General features: G+C 74.5%; 16 protein-coding genes. 4 read left to right on the top strand and 12 right to left on the bottom strand.

Annotation, left to right across the window (positions count from 1 at the left end):
* Positions 1–130 precede the first annotated feature (130 nt).
* Positions 131–811 carry a DUF4389 domain-containing protein gene (locus tag ACFYXV_RS06295; RefSeq protein WP_389382145.1) on the top strand — a complete coding sequence of 227 codons (681 nt, stop codon included), beginning with the start codon at positions 131–133 and terminating at the stop codon, positions 809–811.
* Positions 812–899: 88 nt separating this feature from the next.
* Here the strand turns inward: ACFYXV_RS06295 and ACFYXV_RS06300 are convergent, their stop codons facing one another.
* Entirely contained in the window at positions 900–2,744 is a 1,845-nt protein-coding gene (locus ACFYXV_RS06300; RefSeq protein WP_389382146.1) for a CoA transferase, read from the bottom strand.
* Between the two features lie 101 nt (positions 2,745–2,845).
* Complete coding sequence (locus ACFYXV_RS06305; protein WP_389382147.1) at positions 2,846–3,958, bottom strand: sugar ABC transporter permease; 1,113 nt, start codon at positions 3,956–3,958, stop codon at positions 2,846–2,848.
* Positions 3,959–4,130: 172 nt separating this feature from the next.
* Between ACFYXV_RS06305 and ACFYXV_RS06310 the strand changes: the two genes are divergently transcribed.
* Together ACFYXV_RS06310 and ACFYXV_RS06315 are read left to right on the top strand one after the other, a co-directional pair.
* Positions 4,131–4,799, top strand: coding sequence for a hypothetical protein (locus ACFYXV_RS06310; RefSeq protein ID WP_385474147.1), 669 nt, complete (start codon positions 4,131–4,133; stop codon positions 4,797–4,799).
* Between the two features lie 164 nt (positions 4,800–4,963).
* Positions 4,964–5,605 (top strand): sigma-70 family RNA polymerase sigma factor, encoded by a 642-nt coding sequence (locus ACFYXV_RS06315; RefSeq protein ID WP_389382148.1) that lies wholly within the window; start codon positions 4,964–4,966, stop codon positions 5,603–5,605.
* Between the two features lie 197 nt (positions 5,606–5,802).
* On the opposite strand, the gene ACFYXV_RS06320 is transcribed toward ACFYXV_RS06315, so the two are convergent.
* The 7 genes from ACFYXV_RS06320 to ACFYXV_RS06350 all read right to left on the bottom strand — a co-directional run bounded on the left by ACFYXV_RS06320 (position 5,803) and on the right by ACFYXV_RS06350 (position 15,796).
* Positions 5,803–7,356: a hypothetical protein gene (locus tag ACFYXV_RS06320; protein ID WP_389382149.1), complete on the bottom strand. Its 1,554-nt coding sequence runs from the start codon at positions 7,354–7,356 to the stop codon at positions 5,803–5,805.
* Positions 7,357–7,426: 70 nt separating this feature from the next.
* Positions 7,427–8,893, bottom strand: a complete 1,467-nt coding sequence (locus ACFYXV_RS06325; protein WP_389382150.1) for a serine/threonine-protein kinase — start codon at positions 8,891–8,893, stop codon at positions 7,427–7,429.
* A gap of 8 nt (positions 8,894–8,901) precedes the next feature.
* Complete coding sequence (locus ACFYXV_RS06330) at positions 8,902–9,720, bottom strand: serine/threonine protein kinase (protein WP_389382151.1); 819 nt, start codon at positions 9,718–9,720, stop codon at positions 8,902–8,904.
* A 111-nt stretch (positions 9,721–9,831) separates the two neighbouring features.
* Positions 9,832–11,871 carry a family 43 glycosylhydrolase gene (locus ACFYXV_RS06335; protein WP_389382152.1) on the bottom strand — a complete coding sequence of 680 codons (2,040 nt, stop codon included), beginning with the start codon at positions 11,869–11,871 and terminating at the stop codon, positions 9,832–9,834.
* Between the two features lie 14 nt (positions 11,872–11,885).
* Positions 11,886–13,382 carry a hypothetical protein gene (locus tag ACFYXV_RS06340; protein WP_389382153.1) on the bottom strand — a complete coding sequence of 499 codons (1,497 nt, stop codon included), beginning with the start codon at positions 13,380–13,382 and terminating at the stop codon, positions 11,886–11,888.
* Between the two features lie 71 nt (positions 13,383–13,453).
* Positions 13,454–14,971, bottom strand: coding sequence for a peptidoglycan DD-metalloendopeptidase family protein (locus tag ACFYXV_RS06345; RefSeq protein WP_385470492.1), 1,518 nt, complete (start codon positions 14,969–14,971; stop codon positions 13,454–13,456).
* A 159-nt stretch (positions 14,972–15,130) separates the two neighbouring features.
* Positions 15,131–15,796 (bottom strand): WHG domain-containing protein, encoded by a 666-nt coding sequence (locus ACFYXV_RS06350; RefSeq protein ID WP_385470494.1) that lies wholly within the window; start codon positions 15,794–15,796, stop codon positions 15,131–15,133.
* 181 nt (positions 15,797–15,977) lie between these two features.
* Here ACFYXV_RS06350 and ACFYXV_RS06355 point away from each other — a divergent pair, with 181 nt between their 5' ends.
* Entirely contained in the window at positions 15,978–17,012 is a 1,035-nt protein-coding gene (locus ACFYXV_RS06355; protein ID WP_385470496.1) for a medium chain dehydrogenase/reductase family protein, read from the top strand.
* Positions 17,013–17,116: 104 nt separating this feature from the next.
* Here the strand turns inward: ACFYXV_RS06355 and ACFYXV_RS06360 are convergent, their stop codons facing one another.
* The 3 genes from ACFYXV_RS06360 to ACFYXV_RS06370 form a co-directional block, all read right to left on the bottom strand.
* Entirely contained in the window at positions 17,117–18,088 is a 972-nt protein-coding gene (locus ACFYXV_RS06360; protein WP_389382154.1) for an arylamine N-acetyltransferase, read from the bottom strand.
* 86 nt (positions 18,089–18,174) lie between these two features.
* On the bottom strand, positions 18,175–18,573 hold the full coding sequence (locus tag ACFYXV_RS06365; protein WP_385470500.1) for a VOC family protein: 399 nt from the start codon (positions 18,571–18,573) through the stop codon (positions 18,175–18,177).
* Positions 18,574–18,706: 133 nt separating this feature from the next.
* Positions 18,707–19,129, bottom strand: coding sequence for a GNAT family N-acetyltransferase (locus ACFYXV_RS06370; RefSeq protein ID WP_385470502.1), 423 nt, complete (start codon positions 19,127–19,129; stop codon positions 18,707–18,709).
* Positions 19,130–19,239 lie beyond the last annotated feature (110 nt).

A 19,239-nucleotide genomic window follows, 5' to 3' on the forward strand; every position in this document is an offset into this window, starting at 1 on the left:
GACGGTTGTCTGTCACATCCGGACACCGACGGCCGGACGCCGACTGGAGCATGCCCCGTACGGCGCGGATGATGGAGGGGCACGAGGTCCGGGGGGTTCAGGACGCCGGACACGGGACGGTGACGCAATCATGTCCGCGAACGTTTCTTCGTACCGCTCGGTCAGGGTGATCGCCGACCTCGACAGCCCGCTGTCGCGCTGGCTCTGGCTGGTCAAGTGGATCCTGGCGATCCCGCACTACATCGTGCTGTTCTTCCTCTGGATCGCCTTCGTCGTGGTCAGCGTGATCGCCTTCTTCGCGATCCTTTTCACCGAGCGCTACCCCCGCGCCCTGTTCGACTTCAACGTCGGCGTGCTGCGCTGGTCGTGGCGGGTCGCGTACTACGCGTACGGGGCCCTCGCCACGGACCGGTACCCGCCGTTCAGCCTCGGCCCGGAGCCCGGCTACCCGGCACGCCTGGAGGTCGCCTACCCGCAGCGCCTGTCGCGGCCCCTGGTGCTGGTGAAGTGGTGGCTGCTGGCCATCCCGCAGTACCTGGTCATCGCCTTCTTCACCGGCGGCATGCGCCACGGCTGGTGCGCGGGCGGCGGTCTGATCACGCTGCTGGCCCTCTTCGCGGCCGTGGCCCTGGCCTTCACCTCCACCTACCCGCGGGGCCTGTTCGACCTGATCGTGGGGTTGCACCGGTGGGTGCTGCGCGTCGCCGCGTACGCCGCGTTGATGACGGACGAGTACCCGCCGTTCCGCCTGGACCAGGGCGGGGACGATCCCGCGCCCGCCCCGGCCACGGACCCCGCCGCATCCACCTGACCCTGCGGACGAACGGCCTGCGAGCCCCTTCGGCCGCCCGGCCGCGGCGGAGGCCGGCGGGCAGCGGATCGTGCGGGGCGACCGGCGGTCACAGGAAGCTCCAGGGGGCGGGAACTGCGGGGGCACCGTGCGCGTCGCGTCTGATCGAGCCGGGGAAGCGCCGGTCGTGGCGCAGGTCGGCCGGATCGGCGGTGACGGCGGTCGCGGACAGCCCGTGGGCGCGCAGCTGCGCGAGGGCCGCGGTGGTGGTCAGTTCGCTCAGGTCGTAGGCGGCGGTCGCGGGCGCACAGGTGTCGGTGGGGGCGATCCAGCCGTCCGCGGTGCGCAGCGGGCGGCGGAACCCGGCCGGCCGGCGCGGGTCCTGCCCGCGCAGCGCCCGGCGCAGGGCGGGGGCGGTGAGCGCGTCGGCGGCTGCGAGCAGGGAGGAGTCGACGCGGACGCCCGCTCCGCCGTTGCGCTCGCGCAGCAGCAGCCCCGCCAGGACGGCCTCGGCGCCGAGGAGTCCGCCCAGTACGCCGAGCAGGGTCATCAGGGAGGGCGCGGGCGGCTCGTCCCGCGGCCGGGCGGCCTCGCCGACGCCGGTACGGGCCTGGACCATGAAGTCCGTACCGGTCGGGGCGTCGGGGATCCGGCCGGCCCAGCCACCCGTGTACGCGTAGACCAGACCGGGGTTCACGGCCGCCAGGTGGACGGAGTCGAGACCCAGCGCGGCCGCCTTGCCGGGGGCCCAGTTGTGCAGGAAGACGTCCGCCCCGACGGCCATCTCGCGCAGCCGGCGCCGATCGGCGGCCGACGTGATGTCCACCTCGACGGCCTGCTTGCCGCGGTTCAGCGCGAGCCAGCGGGCGGAGATCCCTGAGCAGGCGGGCGGCATGCCGCGCAGCGGGTCGCCGCCCGGGGGCTCGATCCGTACGACGTCGGCGCCGAGCAGGCCCAGCAGGTGGGCGGCGAGCGGGGCCTGGATCCGGCGTCCCGCTTCGAGCACGGTCAGCCCGGCCAGCGGGCGCGCGGGACGGGGCGGGGCGGGCTCGCGGTGCGCGGGGCGGGGCCGGGGGCCGGATCCGTACGGGGTCAGGGACCAGGGTGCGGCGCCGTCGTGTTCGGCGGCGCGCTCGTCGAGGGTCCGCAGGCGGCAGACCTCGGCGCCGCAGGCCGCGGCGGCCGCCTGGATCCGCCGCCAGGTGTGCGTACGGGCGGTGGCGTGCAGGGCCGCCGGGAAGGGGGCGCAGGCGGTGGCGTACCGGAACCGGAACGGCCGCCACCCGGCCCGTACGGCGCCGAAGGGAGCCTCCAGGGCCCGCCAGAACGCGGCCCAGGCTCCCGGGCCGGGGGTTTCCAGCTCGAAGAGGACTCCGTCGGCGGATGTGAACGGGGGTCCGCCGGGGGCCGGTCGGACGGCCTCGCCCTCGTCGGCACCGGCCGCGGCGAGGTACGGGGAGACCGCCAGCAGCCCGGCCCGGTCGGCGCTGGTGGTCACCCGGGCGGCCCGGCCGCCGCGGGCCTGGGCCAGCAGCCCGGCGAGCAGCCCCTGTACGGCGAGTACCCCCGTGGCGGTGGCCGCGTAGTCCACGGCCAGGCCGCGGGGGGCGCCGTCGCGCCGCCCGTGGACGGCCATGATGCCGGTGGCGGCCTGGACGGTCGCCTCGTCGGTCATGCCGCCAGCCGGGTTCGCCGACCAGCGGACGATCGCGTCCTGGCGCTCGAAGCCAGCGCCGGACAGGGCGATGCGCGCCGTACCGCGGTCGCGCGGACCGGCCGGGCCGGGTCTGGTGGCCGCCCCGGCTCCCGTCTCCGTTTCCGTCTCCGTCTCCGTTCCGGCGCCGAGGAGTCGGAGGTGTTCCAGGGCCGGGCCGGTCAGCTCGGGCGGTCCCGAGGCGGTGAGGTGCAGCCCTTCGAGCGGCCGGACCGTGCGGGTGACGGCAGGTGAACCCATGCCTCTCCTCTTCTCGGACGTGCGCGACGCGGGAACCGGGCCGGCTGCGCACCCGACCGGTTCCCCGGGGAGTCGGTCGGAAGGGACTTCGACGACACCGCTCAGCAGTCCCCGATCCCGGCCAGGCCCGTCAGCGCCGCCAGGCCGAGGGCCAGGAAGAAGTCGCCCCACACCAGTTCGTGCCGTACGGCCAGGCCCTTGCCGGCGTCGTAGCAGCCGTCCAGCAGCATGCCCCGGGTGAGGTGCTCGCCCACCAGGCGCTCCAGGATCGCGGCCGCCCGGTACGCGTACTGCGACGCGGCCCGGCAGCCCGGAACGCGGGCGAGTTTCAGCAGCGCCACGGCCGCGATGGCGGCGGCCGAGGTGTCCAGCGGGCCGGCCGGCCGCCCCTCGTCCGCGAGGGGAACGAGCGGGGTGCAGGGGCGCGTCCACGCGTCGGCCAGCCGCTCCGCCGCCGCCTCCAGCCGGTCGGGGGCGATCCGGGCGACCCCGGGGCGGTGCAGGGCGTCGGCCACCGCCAGCAGCAGCCAGGCGTCCCCCCGGCTCCAGCCTGCCCGCGGCTCCGCGTACGCCCGCCAGCCCGCCCCGGGGTGGAACTCCCAGGCCGGCACGGTGCGTCCACCCGCACCGGCGCAGAGGTCGAGATGCCGGTGCAGGTGCGAGGCGGCGGCCCGTTCGCCGTCCGGGCCGGCGGCGGCGAGCAGCCCCACCATGCCGGGTACGCCGTCGACGCGGGCCAGCAGCCGGGGGCCGCCGAAGGCCGATCCCCAGGGCACCAGGCCGAGTTCGGGATCCAGCGCGGCCAACGCGGCCTCGGCCGCCCGGGCGCGCAGCTCCCGCGCACCGGGGTCGCCGTCGGCGAGCGCCGTGCCGTACCAGAGGATCAGCCCGCGCGTGGCGGTGTCGGCCTCGACCCAGTCGGCCAGCCGCGCCGTGCACGCGGCGGCGGCCGCCCGGTCGGCAGGCTCCCCGGTGTGCCGGGCCCGCAGCCACAGCAGTGCGGCCCAGAACCCGCCGGTCCACGCACCGCGGCCGGTGGTGGTCCAGCGGCCGGTCTCGGGGTCGGCGTACAGCGGGAACCGGTCGCCGGTCTCGGTGCGGGTGACGGCGGCCCGGTCGAGTACGTCGGCCAGCGCCCGCCCGGCCCAGTTCGCGGGGGCCACGCGGCGGCCTCCGTACGCGGGCCGCGCCGCCGATGCCGTCCGCTCCGCCATCACCGACTCCGTTCCCTGGCCGTCATTTCGCTCCGCGGCAGGAGTCGGATCGGTGAACTCGCGGGTTCCCAAACCCTGTTGTGGCGTAGGACACATATGGTTTTGTCCGGTCGTGCCAATTCTCGGCGCCCCTCTGTGGCCGTCTTGAGAGCGGTGCGACGATGAGCCCGCCATGACTCCCGACCGGTGTTGCCGCGCCTTCCGGGCCGCGTTGTTCGCGGCCGTATGCGTGCTGCTCGCCGCCCTCGGCCACCTCCTCATGTCGGGGTCGACGGTCCCCTGGTGGGCGATGGCGGTGGCCGTGGCGGCCACCGGAGGGGTCGCCTGGGTCCTCGCCGATCGTGAACGCGGCCTCCTGGCCGTCACCTCCGCGACCGTCGCCGTCCAGGCCGCCCTGCACACCGGGTTCGCGCTGGCCCACGCGGCCGTCCGCCCGCCGACGGTCCCCGCTCCGCCGCCCGGCGCGGGCGGGCACGCCCCTCACGCGGGGCACACGATGGCCGACGTCGGCGTGACCATGCCGATGCCGATGCCGATGCCGATGGCCGCCGGTCACGGCATCGGCTCCGCCTCACCGACCGGCATGCTGGCCGCACACCTCCTCGCCGCCCTGCTCTGCGGACTCTGGCTCGCCTACGGGGAGCAGGGCACGTTCCGCGTCCTGCGGGCCCTGGCCGGCCTGCTGCTCGTACCGCTGCGCCGGGCCTTCCGCCCGCCCGCCCCCGTGGGCCTCCCGCGCCGCGGTGTCCGTCCCGACCTCCGCGCACGGCCGCTGCGCGGGCTCCTGCTCGTCCACGTCCTCACCTCACGGGGTCCGCCTCCCGGGACCGCTGTCGTCTGACAGCCGGCTCACCGACGCGCGCGATGCCGCTCCGCCGCGCGCCTCGGTCATCGGCCTCGCCGTCCGGCGGGGCCGTACCGCTCACCGGCCCGCCCCGCCCTCCGCCCCGCGGTGGGCACACGGCGCCGGAACCGGATTCCGGAATCCCGGAAGGACCCCAGGCGATGACCCCTGCCCTGCTTCCCCCGCCGACCACCGCCGAGACGGCACCCGTGCGCCACTGCGGCGGCCCGGACGAGCCGACGACCCTGCTGGCGCTCGCCGCCCGCGAGGGCGACCCCGACGCGGTGGACCGTTTCGTACGCGCCCTGCACCGCGACGTCCGCCGCTACGTGGCCCACCTCAGCGCCGATCCGCAGTCGGCGGACGACCTGGCCCAGGAGACGTTCCTGCGCGCGCTGGGCAGCCTGCACCGCTTCGAGGGCCGCTCCTCCGCGCGTACGTGGCTGCTCTCGATCGCCCGGCGCACCGTCATCGACAGCCTCCGCCACAAGGCGGCCCGCCCCCGGATCTCGGACCGGGACGACTGGCAGAGCGCCGCCGAACGCGCCCAGCCGCGCGACCTGCCCGGCTTCGAGGACGGGATAGCCCTCGCGGAGCTGCTGGGGGAGATCCCCGCCGAACGCCGTGACGTCTTCGTACTCACCCAGGTCCTGGGACTGCCGTACGCGGAGGCGGCGAGTGCGCTCGGCTGTCCCATCGGCACGGTCCGCTCCCGCGTGGCCCGCGCCCGCACCTCGCTCATGGAGCTGCTCACGGACGCCGACGCGGACCGGCCCACCCTGGCGGCTCGGGCCGCCGCCTGACCGACGCCCGCCCGGCCGGGGCGAACCCCTCGCCCCGGCCCCAGGGGGTGTCCTCCGAATCCTGCCGAGTGGATACGCGGACGGAGAGGGCTCCCGTGCTCGCTTTCGCGCTCCCGGAGCACCTGGCCGAGCGGATGACTGGGAGTCAGTCAAGGACCCACACCAGACCAACGATCCGATGATCTGAGGGCAACGGCCTAGCCGGCGGCCTTCAGCCGGCGGACGACCTCGTCGGACACCCGTTTCTGGAGGTCGGCGAGTTGCTCGGGGGTGTATGCCGTGAGATCGCCGGGGTCCTTGGCGCCGCCCGGGCTCTGGCCCGTCTGCTGCTGTTTCTGTTTCTCCTGTTCCCGGCGCTGGAGCTCCTGTTCCTCCGGCGAACCGGGCGCAGCGTACGCGCACCTGATGAGGGCCCCGTCGGCGGCCTTCAGGCAGGTCGCCTCGCGCCCGCCCACCTGGCCCCGGCCCTCGACCCGGTACCGGATGTTCTGCTCGCTGCCGACCGTGGCGGTCCAGGTGCTGCCGCCGGTCGGCACCACCTCGAACACCTGGTCGTCGTTGTAGCAGCAGACGTCCCTGTACTCGGCCTTGATCAGCGCGACCAGTGCCTTCGGCGAGGACCAGGTCGGATCGAGCCGGTGGACCGTCATCGGGGCGAGTCCGCCGCCCTGGTGGCGGGTCGGCACGGTCGAGACGGCCACCACCGAGCTGGCCTCCCCCTGCGGGGTGAGGGGGGTGACGTAGGCGCTGCGCCCGCTGGTGTCGCGGTACTTGAGGGTGAACTCCGACTCGTTGCCGGCGTTGGCCCCGTCCTCGGAGGCGTCCCAGCCGCTGCGCTCGAACCACCAGTCGCTGAAGCTGCCCACGGCGGCGGTTCCCTCCCGCTGCCGGGCCGCGAGGCTGAGCGGATAGGACGGGCCGGGCACCTTCGCCGTGTCGGCGGTGATGGTGAGCTTCCCGGTCCGCCCGTTGTAGAGCGCGAGCCCGGCGGGCCGTTCGGTCACCACCAGGATCCCGGTCTGTCGTTTGAGGGGGACGACCACGGTCGGGGTGTCGCCCTCGCAGGTCACGTACGCGTCGTCGGCGTCGAAGCGCACCCAGCGCTGCTGCGCCGAGATCTTGCGGCCGAGGTTGTGGCCGAACCAGCCGCCGATCCGCGCGTCGGCCTTGTCGATGTCGAAGGAACAGCGCTGCTGGCTGCGGCTGTTGCCGCCGAGCGGGATGTCCTGCTCCAGGCCGACCTCGTATCCCGAGAGCCAGCCGCGCCGCTCGACGAGGGTCGAGAACCGGTCCGTGTCGGGCAGGTAGGTGATGTCGGAGATCTCGCCGGTGACGTCGCCGAGGTGCGGGGCGGCCTGCGCCTTCCCGACCACGTAGGGTGCGCGGGCCGCCAGTTCGGGCACCGGCTCGCTCACGATCTGCACGTTCTGCATGTACGCCCGGTCCTGGAGGTACGACCCGTACACCAGCCACCAGATCCCGAGGCCCAGCCCGAGGACGGCGCCCAGCCATCCGAGGACCACCCCGGCGCTCCCGCCGCCCGAGCCGCCGTCCCGCTTGCGCCGCAGGAGCCTCAACACCAGCCCCACCAGCAGGAGGAAGGCGACGAGCAGCAGGGGCGCGGCCAGCCAGGACAGGAGTTTGCGGCCCTCCCACACGATGATCGTGGTGGCGTACGAGGCCCACCAGAAGAACAGCCCCGCCAGAAGAACGGGTATCCCCACCCACAGCGCCCGCGATGTCCGCCCCATGACCGCCCCCCGACGTCAGCTGCACAGATTCTGTACCGCAGGCGGTGAATTGTCAGCCGTTCGGCGGGAGTCACCGGGAGGCCGCGGGGGCCGGGCACCTCGGGAGCGGCGGGCGGTCCTTCGTCCGTACCGCCGGCAGCCAGGCGATGGCGTCCGGAGCCGCGGCCGGGTCCGCGCCCGGCAGGCGGACCCGGAACCAGTGCGTGGACCGCGTGTCCGATTCGTCGATGACCACTTCGCCGCGCAGGAGCTGGCAGTCGGCGTCGAGGACGTCGGTGTGCCAGACCCGGGCCGGCACGACGTTCCCGGCGATGTACGGCCTCGTGGGGTCGATCGCCAGGCCGAGGCTGCACCGCGGGTCCCGGTCCGTACGGTCCCGGCAGGCCCCCTCGGCGTTGAACACCCTTATCGGGAGCGGAGGATCGGCGGTGCCGACGCGCGCGGCGCCGACGCCTTCCCGGGCGGAGGGTGCCGCGTACGACCAGATCGCGGAGCCGACCGCCCCGCACGCCGCGAGGGCGATGAGGGCGGTGCGCGCCGCCCGCCGAAGGCGTCGCCTGCCGCTGCGGGGGAGGGAGGCGCCCGCCCGTCGGGCCTCGATCCGCTCCAGCAGGCTCTCGGCGGTGTGCGGCGCGCGGGCGGCGTGCGTCGGGGCGAGGCAGTCGGCGGCCAGCGCGCGCCAGAACTCCGGGACCCCGTTGGCCATGCGCAGGGGCGCGCGGCCCGCCGCGTACTCCTGCACCGCGGCGCCCCGCGCCACCGGCGTGGCGCCGGAGAACAGCGGGGCCCCCGAGGCGAACACCTCGTGGATCACGATGCCCAGGGCCCAGATGTCGGCGCTCGGACGGATCTCCACGCCCAGCTCCCCGAGCGGGGCCCTCCAGCGCTCGGGCGGGAGGTAGTCCAGGGTGCCCATCGGGGGCCCGTGCCCGTGCGTGCCGGTCGTCAGCTCGGTGGCGAGCCCGAAGTCGGAGAGCTTGACCGAACCGTCCCCGCCGATGAGGACGTTCTCGGGCTTGAGGTCGGCGTGCACCCATCCGGCGCGGTGCAGATGGGCCAGCCCCTCGCAGATCCCGGCAATCAGCCCGGCGCCCTCGGTCTCGGTGATCCCCGCGCCGAGCAGGTCGCGCAGGCTGCCCCGGGCCCGCTCCATGACCAGCACGATCGCGCCGTCGAGCGCGGGCTGGTCGGGTGCGCTGAGGACGGTGCTGTCCAGCAGCCGGATGAGCCGCGGATGGCCCGCGCGCACCCCGATCTCGACCTCGCGCCGGGCCGCCTCGGCCACGCCCCGGGCCTGGCGCGGTGCGAGCCCGGAGGTCGGCATGATCTTGAGGGCGACCTCGCGGAGCTCCGCGGCCGCCCCCGGCCCGCCGGCCGCGGCCCGGCGCCCCGCGTACACCGTGGCCCAGCCCCCGGCCCCGATGGGCTCGGTGACCGCCCAGTCGCCCACCCGGTGGCCCGGGGGCAGCAGTTCGGTGTGGCCGCTGTCCCACGAGGCGTCCGGACCGCCCGGACCGCCCGGCCCCTGCACCCGCATCACGTCGCCTACCGCCCCCGCGCGCCCGCTTCGGCCCGGGGCGGCAGCAGCGCGAGGTGTTCCTCCCGTACGACGGCGAACTTCAGGGCGAGCCCGACGACGGCGTCCCGCTTCCCGTTGCGGCGGTCGCCGGTCCCGGGAACGCCGCCCGCGCCGGCTTCCGGCGCGGCGGCCGCGACGGCGATGCGCAGCTTCTCGTCGGCCAGGTAGTCGATGTGCGAGCTGACCGCGCGCGCCGTCAGCCGGCCTCCGGTGGCATGGCCCCGCAGCCGCTCGACGATCTGCGGGGTGGTGGGCACCGCGACCGGCGACTGGTCGCGCAGCCAGGGTTCGCAGAGGGCGACGAGCACGAGGAAGTACGTGGCCGTCTCGTCCAGGGAGTACGCCGTGACGGTACGGCTCGCGCGGGAGCCGCCCGCGCCGGGCGGGTCCAGGTAGACGTGGTCGGGCGCGAACACCTGGAAGGAGACGGTGGTCCCCCGCCGCGTGGGCAGCACCACCCGGGAGAACTCGAACGGGATCGGCGCCCCGGCCCGGCGCGGCGACACCCGCAGGTACTCGCCGGCGCCCTCCGGGTTCTCCACGAGGTAGGTCTGCGTGGTGCTGTGGTTGGTCAGCTGCCAGTGGTCGTCGGTGACCCGGATCTCCCCGGCCAGCCGGGAGATCGCCTCGTCGGCGAGCCGCAGTTCGACCGGGGTCGCCGGGGAGCCGCGTCCGAACCGCGCGACCTCGCCCGGTCCGAGCCGCAACGTCACCGCCTCGCCGCCCGGCTCCCCGCCGGCGCCGCCGCCGCTCCCCTGCGGCAGATGGACGACTATGCCGCTCACCACTCCCCCTGTACGACGTGCTGACAAGACGTCGTACGGGGAACGGTACCGGCTGGAAGGCCGGCCACAGGGGGGTACTCCGGCCAATTCCGGGGCCCCGCGGGCCTGGGCTCAGTAGGCGGCGGAGCCCGCCGGGAGCGGTGCGACCAGGCGTTCCCCGAAGGCGTTCCACGGTCCCCAGCCGCCGCTGGGCCGCTCCTGGACGCGGGTACGGATCCGGCCATCGGCGGTGACGGCGAAGACGTGGATCCGCCCGGTGGCGTCGGCCGCGGCCACGGGCGGGGCGGCGAGCGGGGCTCCCGGCTCACCGAACTCCTCCGCCGCGGCCCAGGTTCCGCCGGGGTCGGCGTACCAGCGGTGGACGAGGCGGCCCCCGCCGGGCGACAGGGCGAAGGCCTCCAGCCTCCCGTCGGCGCCGGCGGCGAGCGCCGGGGCCGCGGCCGACCAGCCGAACAGGTGCTGCCAGTCGCCCCAGCCGCCGCTGGGTACCGACTGGCGCCGGTGGAAGGCGGCGAGGCCGGAGGGGGCGACGGCCGCGACGGTGAGGCGGCCCGAACCGTCCCGGGCCACGCGCGGCGCGCCGCCGGCCGCCGTACCGAACGGCTGCCATGCCGCGGCCCAGGCCCCGCCCGGCGTCTCCTGCCAGCGGTGGTGGATCGCGGAGCCTCCCGGTGCGAGGGCGAACACCTCCAGCCGGCCGTCGGCGTTGGCGGCGACGGCCGGGGGCGCGCCGACCGGGCCGCCGAAGGCCCCGTCCCACTCTTCCCAGGCCGGCGAGGCAGGCGACCGCTGCCGGCGCCGCGCGAGGCAGGCGCCCGCGGGGGCCGGTGCGAAGACCTCCAGCCGGCCGTCGCCGCCCCGGGCCACGGCGGGGGCGGCTCCCGCCGGGCCGCCGAACTCCTCCCAGTCGTACCAGCCGCCGTCGGGCCGCTGAGCGCGGTGGTGCAGGTTGGCGCCGCCCGGGGCGAGGGAGAAGACCTCCAGCCGGCCGTCGACGTCGCGGCCGAGGGTGGGGACCGCCCCGGCCGGCCCGCCGAAGGTCTCCCACGCGGACCACGTGTCGGATTCCGGGTCGAGCTGGACGCGCCGCAGGACCGACCGGTCACCCGCGTCGAGCGCGAACACCGTCAGCCGGCCCCGCACGTCCAGTCCGGCGACCGGGTTGTCCACGCTCTGCCAGGGCGGCGGTCCGTCGTCGCGCCAGAGCAGGGGCGCCACGTACAGGCCCTGGCGGAACCAGCCCGCGGCACTCGCGTACCACTGCCGCCCGTCGGAGAACACCTCGACGGCGTGGCCCGGGACATGGCCCGCGTAGCCGCCCTGGCCGAAGCGGAACGGGTCCCTGGACGCGAACACGTCCGTGCCCTCGTACCCGCCCCGGGGTCCGATGAACAGGTGGTACCAGCCGTCCCGTTCGACCACGCACGGCGATTCGGTGACCGACAGCGTCGCGTCGGTGGTCGCATCGGTGAAAACGGTCTCCGGCGCGCTCCAGTGCAGCAGGTCGGCGGAGCGCCGGGCGGCCACGATGTGCCGGCCTCCCCGCGGGGCGGACAGCTCGGTGTAGTACATCACCCACTCGTCGGCGATCCGCAGGACCATCGGATCGCGCGCCGCGATCCCCCGGAAGAGGGGACCGGACGGGACGCGGGTCCAGGTGAACAGATCCGTGGAGGTCGCGAGGTTGATCGCGGCGCCGCCGCGGCCGCCCGCGGCGTAGAACATCAGGAACGCGCCGTCCGCCTCGACGACGTACGGGGCCCACAGGTGCTCCTCGCCGAAGTAGGACCGGTCGACGGTCAGCGCGTCGGCGTGCGGGGTCCAGGGGCCGTACGGATCCGGGGCGTCTGCGTGGGTGAAGGCGGCCTCGGCGGCGCTGTCCGGGGACTCGCCGGGGCGTGCGCTGTCGCCGACGATGCCGAACAGGTGCCAGCGGCCGCCCGCCTCGATCAGCGTGTGGTCGTTGAGGTAGCGCTGCCGGCCGGGGAGGGAGGGGTCGTGGACGTGGGTGAACGGACCGGCGCCGATCCACCGGTGCGGCGGATCCGCCGAGGCCGCCGCGGCCGCCGCGCCGGCCGTCCCCGGCAGCGCGAGCGCCCCCGCGGCGGCGGCCGCACCCCGCAACACGCCCCGCCTGCTGATCGGACGCACGGTTTCCTCCGGAGTCAGTTGACGGCGGGGCCGGAGGTGCCGCTCACCCAGGCCCACTCGGACCAGGTGGTGAAGCCCGTCTGCCATTTGTGGTGGACGCCGGCGCCGCTGGTCCCGAAGACCTCGATGCGGCCGTCGGCGTTGGTGGCGGCGCCGATCTCGGTTCCCCCGCCGCCGAATTCGGCCCACTGGCCGTACGGGGCGTTGACCCCGCTCTGCCACAGGTGCTGGGCGGTGGTCGTGTTGACGGCGAAGACCTCGACGCGGCCGTCCGGGGACCGTTCGCTGGCGAGCTGGGAGTCGGCCGGGCCGCCGGTGGGCTCCCAGCCGGACCAACCCGAGGCTCCGGTCTGGTACTTGTGGAAGACGCCGGCCGGTCCGGAGGCGAAGACCTCCAGGCGGCCGTCCTGGTTGTGGTCCGCGGTCAGGTCGCGACCGCCGCCGCCGAACTCCTCCCAGGCCGACCAGCCGCCACCCACCGCCGTCTGGTACAGGTGCCGGAAGGTGTCGCCGTTCAGGGCGAAGACCTCCAGACGCCCGTCGAGGGACTTCTCCATCTCGATCCGGCTGTCGGCCGGACCGCCACCGGTGGGCTCCCATGCGGACCAGCCGCCGTTCGGCGCGTTCTGGTACCGGTGGAACACCCCGACCGGACCGGAGGCGAACACCTCCAGCCGCCCGTCGCCGTTCGCGCCGACGGCGATGTCCTTGCCGCCCCCGCCGAAGGACTCCCAGCCGGACCAGCCGCCCGAGGGCTGGAGCTGGTAACGGTGCGAGAAGGTGTCGCCGTTGATGGCGAACAGCTCCAGCCGGCCGTCGGCGTTGGGGCCGATCGCCAGCTCCGCGCCGCCCGGGCCGCCCAGGGGCTCCCACTCGGACCACGAGCCGTTCACCGTGTTCTGCCAGGCGTGGTGGATGCCGTCGGCCCCGGCCGCGAAGACCTCCAGCCGGCCGTCCGCGGACCGGGCCGACACCACCCGGCCCGATTCCGCCGGATACGTCAGCGGGCCCGCTCCGGGCTCCTGGTGGCCGAGGCGGTCCACTGCGGCCCGCGCCTCGTCCATGTGGCGGCGGTGCACACCCGCGTTGTAGGTGGACCAGGGCTCCCAGTTCGTGCCCCCGGAGGAGATCGCGAAGGCGGCGTTCGCGTTGCACTGGGCGTCGTAGGCGCAGGAGTCGTCGACCTCGGGGTGCCAGTAGTCGTTGATCTGCCACAGGCCGCGGTCCCTGGACGGGGGCGTGTTGTTCTGGACGTTGGTCGCCGACGGGTTGCAGCTGGACTCCGCGAGGGCGACGGCGACGGCGGTCACCAGGCCGTCGCCGCGGAAGCCGGCGTTGTATCCGGTCTGCGCGCACAGATCGCTCGAGGCGGCGGACGCGGGCGAGGCCCCGGTGAGCGTTCCCGCGGCGCCGAGCAGCACGGCCAGCGCCGGTGCGGCCAGCCGGCGGGCGGTGGGCCGGCGCGGTGACGAGGTCGTACCGGTGGGTAAGGAGCGCTGGGCTGCGGACATCTGTTTCCCCCTCGGGCGCGGTGCGGTGCGGTGGCGTGGAGCGGTGGCCGGTGGCCGGTGGTGAGACCGGATCAGTTGACGGCGGGGCCGGCGCTGTCGGTCACCCACGTCCACTGGGACCAGGTGGAGAATCCGGTCTGCCATTTGTGGAAGACGCCGGAGCCGCTCGTACCGAAGACCTCGATGCGCCCGTCGGCATTGGTGGCGGCGGTGACTTCGCTCCCGCCACCGCCGAACTCGGCCCACTGGCTGTACGGGGCGTTGAGGCCCGTCTGCCAGGTCTGCATGGCCACGGTGCCGTTGATGGCGAAGACCTCGACCCGGCCGTCGGCGGTGCGCTCGCTCGTCAGCTGTGCGTCGGCCGGGCCTCCGGAGGGTTCCCATTGCGACCAAGCCGTCGGGCCGGTCTGGTACTTGTGGAAGACCCCCACGGGACCGGAGGCGAAGACCTCCAGCCGCCCGTCGGCGTTGTGGTCGACGGTCAGATCGTGTCCACCGCCGCCGAACTCCTCCCAGGAGGACCAGCCGCCGTTGGCGGCGGTCTGGTACTGGTGCCGGAACGTGTCCCCGTTGACGGCGAACACCTCCAGCCGGCCGTCCGGGGACTTCTCCATCTCGATCCGCCCCTGAGCCGGGCCGCCACCGGTGGGTTCCCACCCGGACCAGCCGCCGCCGGGCGCGTTCTGGTACCGGTGGAAGATCCCCGCCGGTCCGGAGGCGAACACCTCGATCCGCCCGTCGGCGTTCGTACCGGCGGCTATGTCCTTGCCGCCCCCGCCGAAGGACTCCCAGCCCGACCAGCCCGCGGACGGCCCGGTCTGGTAGCGGTGCTGGAAGGTGTCGCCGTTGACGGCGAGGAGTTCGAGCCGGCCGTCCGCGTTGGGGGCGATCGCCAGTTCGGCGTTGCCGGGGCCGCCGAGGGCCTCCCAGGGGGACCAGCCGCCGTTGACGGCGGTCTGCCAGGCGTGGTGGACGCCGTCGGCGGCGGCCGCGAACACCTCCAGCCGGCCGTCCGCCGACCGGGCCGAGACCACCCGGCCCGACTCCACCGGGTGCACCGCCGGGGCGGGCCCGGGTCCGGGGCCCTGGCCCGGCACGCAGGGGAAGGTCACCCCGCGTTCCGCGAGGTACGGTTCGGGGTCGGTGCGGACGCTCGCGTTGCGGTCGCCCCAGATCCGCAGGTGGAGGTGGGGGCCCTCGGACTGGCCCTCGCTGCCCACGAGGGCGATCTGCTGCCCGGCCCTGACATGGTCACCGGTGGCGACGTCCCGCCGCTGCATGTGCCCGTACTCGGATATCGTCCCGTCGCCGTGCAGGATGCGGATCCACTGGCCGTAGCCGTCCGCGGGACCCGAGACGAGGACCTCGCCGTCGCCCACGGCGTAGATCGGGGTGCCGTAGTCGCTCGCGATGTCTATGCCGTTGTGCTCCTGGCTGTAGTGCTGGATTATCCAGCCGGAGTTCGGGCAGGAGGCGGCGAAGCCCGCGGTCCGGGCCACAGCCGGGGACGGGGCCACGAGCGGTGGCAGTACGGCGGCTGTCGCCGCCAGGACCAGCCCCCACGCGCGTCGCGAAATACCGGGAACCACGTGACGTTCCTCCCCCTGGGTCGCCGTGCCGGGTCGTACGCGAACGTAGCAACGGCCCGTGACCAGGGGATCCGGAACATTCCGGAATGACAGGGGGATGCGGCTCGGGTAGGGCTGAAGGCCCCCCGACCCCCGCCCCCCCCATCCCCCGGCCCGCGCTCAGCCGGCGGTCAGGCCGTCCACCTCGGCCGCGTAGAGCAGGGCGGGGTCCAGTCCCATGCCCGTGAAATGGCCCGCCAGTTCCAGGGACAGCACGCCGTGCAGGCGGCTCCAGAAGGCCAGCGCCAGGCGCAGGGCGGACGGCGGTGCGTCGGGGTGGCCGCCGGCCCACTCCCGGTGGCCGGCCAGGTGCCGCTCGAAGTCCCGGGGCCCCTCCCCCGGTCCGGCCGCCGTACAGGCGTCGAGCAGGACGGACATCATCTCGGCGGTGATCGCCGTGGTGTCCTGCGGCGCGTGGTAGCCGGGTACGGGGGTGCCGTAGACGAGGAAGTAGCGGTGCGGGTCCTCCAGGGCCCAGCGGCGCAGCACCTGCGCCAGCGCGTCGAGGCCGGGCGGCTGGTCCGCCGCCGCTTCGCGGACGGCGATGAAGGCGTCGGCGAGGCTGCGGTACGCGTCCCGGATGAGCTCGGTGATCAGCTCGTCGCGGTTGGCGAAGTACCGGTACAGCGCCGGTCCGCTCATGCCCATCTGCTTGGCGATGGCGTTGAGCGACAGCGCGGAGGCGCCGGAGCCGGCGATCTGCTGCCAGGCCTTCTCCTTGACCTCCTCGCGCACCTGCTGCCGGTACCGCTCGCGTGGGGTCTCCGTACGTCCGGTCGTGCTCATCCCGCCGCCTCTCCTCACCTGCCACCAATTGGTTAGAACCTATCACGATCGGCAGCACTCATCGCGATCGGACGATCCACTCGCTTGACATCGACGCCACACCCGCTCATTCTAGTTACAGCTTCTAACGAACAAGAGAAGCCAAAGCGAACAGTCGAGACGACGAACCCCTCTGGAGGTCATGGTGAACACGGTCGAGCGCGTGGAGATCGTTCTGCCGGGCAAGGTCGAGCCCGAGGCCCTGGAACTGCACCGGGGCCCGGTCCCGGTGCCCTCGGCCGGGCAGGTGGTCGTCGCGATGGAGGCGACGGGCGTCTCCTTCGCCGAACAGCAGATGCGCCGCGGCCGGTACTACGACCAGCCCCCGTTCCCCTTCGTGCCCGGATACGACCTGGTCGGCACGGTGCTGGCGGTCGGCGACGGCGTCGGCTCCGGCATGCTGGGCCGCCGGGTGGCCGCCCTGACGAAGACCGGGGGCTGGGCGAGCCACATCGCGCTCGACGCCGCCGACGTGGTGGAGGTACCCGAAGGCGTCGGCGCGGTGGAGGCCGAGACGGCGGTCGTCAACGGCATCACCGCCTGGCAGATGCTCCACCGCAAGGCCCGGATCCGCGCCGGCCGGACCGTACTGGTCCACGGGGCCAACGGCGGGGTCGGCTCGATCCTGGTCCAACTGGCGCTGGCCGCCGGGGCCACGGTGATCGGCACGGCCTCCACCCGCCACCACGAAGGGCTGCGTGCCCTCGGGGTGACCCCGATCGACTACCGATCCGGCAACGTCGCCGCACGGGTACGGGCCCTCGCGCCCGGCGGGGTGGACGCGGTCTTCGACCACGTCGGCGGCGAGGGCATCGTCGATTCCTGGCGGCTGCTGGCACCCGGCGGCACCCTCGTCTCGTACGGCACCGCCGCCACCCGCGACGACCAGGGATCCGGCTCGTGGCCGGTGTTCAAGCTGCTGGGCCGGGTGTGGCTGTGGAACGCGCTGCCCAACGGCCGCCGCGCGTACTTCTTCAACGTGTGGGCCGGACGCGCGTACGCCAAGAACCGCTTCCGGGCGCGCCTGCGCTCCGACCTGACCCAGGTGTTCACGGCCCTGCAGCGCGGCGAGATCACGGCCAAGGTCGCCGCCGAGATCCCGCTGGCCCGTGCCGCGGAGGCGATGCGCCTGGCCGAGTCGGGCACCGTCGCCGGGAAGGTGGTCCTGGTCCCCTGACCGGGCCGCGCACCCGAGGTCCGCGACCGCACGGGCCGCAAGGCGGCCTTGAGCCGCACGGCCCGCCGCCGGCCCCGAGGGGCCGGCCGGGCAGGCCCACGGCGTCAGCTGACCGGCGCCGTCCTCCTGCGCCCGGCGCGGTGCGCCCGCGGCGGCTGGATGGGCACCGTCGACGGCTGCACGGTCGTCGGGTACATCACGGCGGCCTGACGGGCCACGTACACCCGGGCGATGAGTTCGTCGCGGTCGGTGGGCGGCACCTCCATCCCGAACAGGTCGCGCAGCAGGCCCGGGATCTCCTCCGGGGCGTACGTGTGCGAGCTGGCCGTGCCGTCGGGCAGGGTCCGGGTCAAGACGGTGCCGTCGAGGAAGACGTGCTCCCCCTCGTGCATCTGCTGGACCAGGAGCCGGCCCGCGAAGGGCGAGCGCGCGTGGGTGGACAGGAAGTGGTTGGCCACCATCCAGTCCTGCGGGTACCGCTGGTCGAGGGTGAAGGCGTGCAGGTCGTACCAGCCGTCGGCGCCGCGCGTGCGCATCGCGTACAGCCGGTCGCCGGTCTCGGTGGTGGAGGCCTCCAGCCGGAAGCCCCAGCCGCTGAGCGAGGTCTCCGCGCCGTCCGTGAGTTCGATGGGCTCGATGGGATTGCGGCCGAAGCCGGGGTCGCACACCCACACCTTGCCGGTCTCTGGCGTCTCGGCCGTCTCCACGCGCAGCATCGCGTGCGTCGCCGCACGTACGACTCCCTCGGAACCGATCCGGACCCGCGAGGCGAGACCGGTCACCCGGAAGCCGACGCGTTCCAGCACCGCCGCGAGGAGCACCGTGTGTTCGTAGCAGTAGCCGCCGCGGTGTCCGTGGACCAGCTTGTCCTGGATGTCCTGCAGGTCGAGGGAGATCGGCCGGCCGAGCACGATCTCGACGGTCTCGAAGGGTATCGAGGTGATGTGCGCACGCGTCAGCGCCCGCAGAACGTCGAGGGTGGGCGCGAGCTCCCCGTCGTAGCCGGTACGCCGGAGGTACGCATCCAGGTCGAGGCTGCCGCCCTGCCAGGCCGTGGCATCGTCGTTCGTCGTCATGAAGACATGGTGCATAGGAAATCGGTCATGGCCGGAGAGCCCGGGGAAAATACGTCACGTCCCCGGGAAACCCCCCTGACGCCGCGTCAGCCCCAGGTGCGGGAGCAGAGCACGAGCCGGTAGCCGTCCGGGTCGGCGACGGTGACTCCGTGCTCGTCCCAGTAGGGGTTGTGCGCGGTGACGCGGGTGCCGCCGTGCTCGACGAGCCGTCGGACGAGGGCCTCGTCGGGCGCCTCGCCGAGGTAGACGACGAAGAGGTCGTCCACGGTGGGCGCGGGCGTGATCGGGTTGTCGGGGTCGTGGGTGAGTTCGAAGTGCCAACCGCCCGCCGCCGGCCCGACCATGAGCAGGTCGTGCTCGCCGGGCACGTGCTCGGCACTGCGCCACTGCACTTCGAGGCCGAGCCCGTCGACGTAGAACCGCTCGGCGGCCTTCAGGTCGAGGGAGGGGCGGGCGACACGGACGTGGGTGCGTGAATCGATCATGGGGCAGAGGGTACGGGCGCGCCCGGGCCCCGGCCAGAGGGCCCGGGCGGGGTGTGGCAGGTCGGGGCCGGCGCCCGGGCCGGCCATGGTCCGGGCGGCTCGGCCGGGGTCCGGGCTCGGCCGGGGTCCGGTGTCAGCGCAGGGTCATGGAGACGTGGTGGGCGTCGATGCGGAAGCCGTTGCGCAGGTAGGTCCGGTGCGCGGCGTGGCGCTGGTGGCCGGTGTCGAGGTGGAACTCCGCGCAGCCCGCGTCCGCGGCGATGGCCTTCAGCTCGGTGAGCATGCGGCTGCCGAGTCCCCGGCCGCGGGCGGACTCGTCGGCGACGAGGTCGTCCAGGTACAGGATCCGGCCCGAGATCATGGTGTGCATGACGCGGAAGCCCGCGACGACGCACACCTCGCCGTCCTCCTCCAGGCAGACGATCCGGTAGCCCTCCGCGGACTGGGTCCGCCAGCCCTCAACGAAGGCTTCCTCGTCCAAGTGCGGCCGCAGCTGCGAGAAGACCGGCCAGCAGCGGCGTACCGCGCGCTCGTCGTCGGCATAGATCACATCCATGCCCGAAGCCTCGCACGCCGCCGCGCCCTCCCCGTCCCCGCGGACCCGATCCGGCTCCTTTGCCGTCAGGTTCCGCGTGACGGGGCGGGAGGGGAGGCGGGCCGGGCCGG

It is taken from the genome of Streptomyces sp. NPDC002181, assembly GCF_042890485.1.
GTDB lineage: Bacteria > Actinomycetota > Actinomycetes > Streptomycetales > Streptomycetaceae > Streptomyces.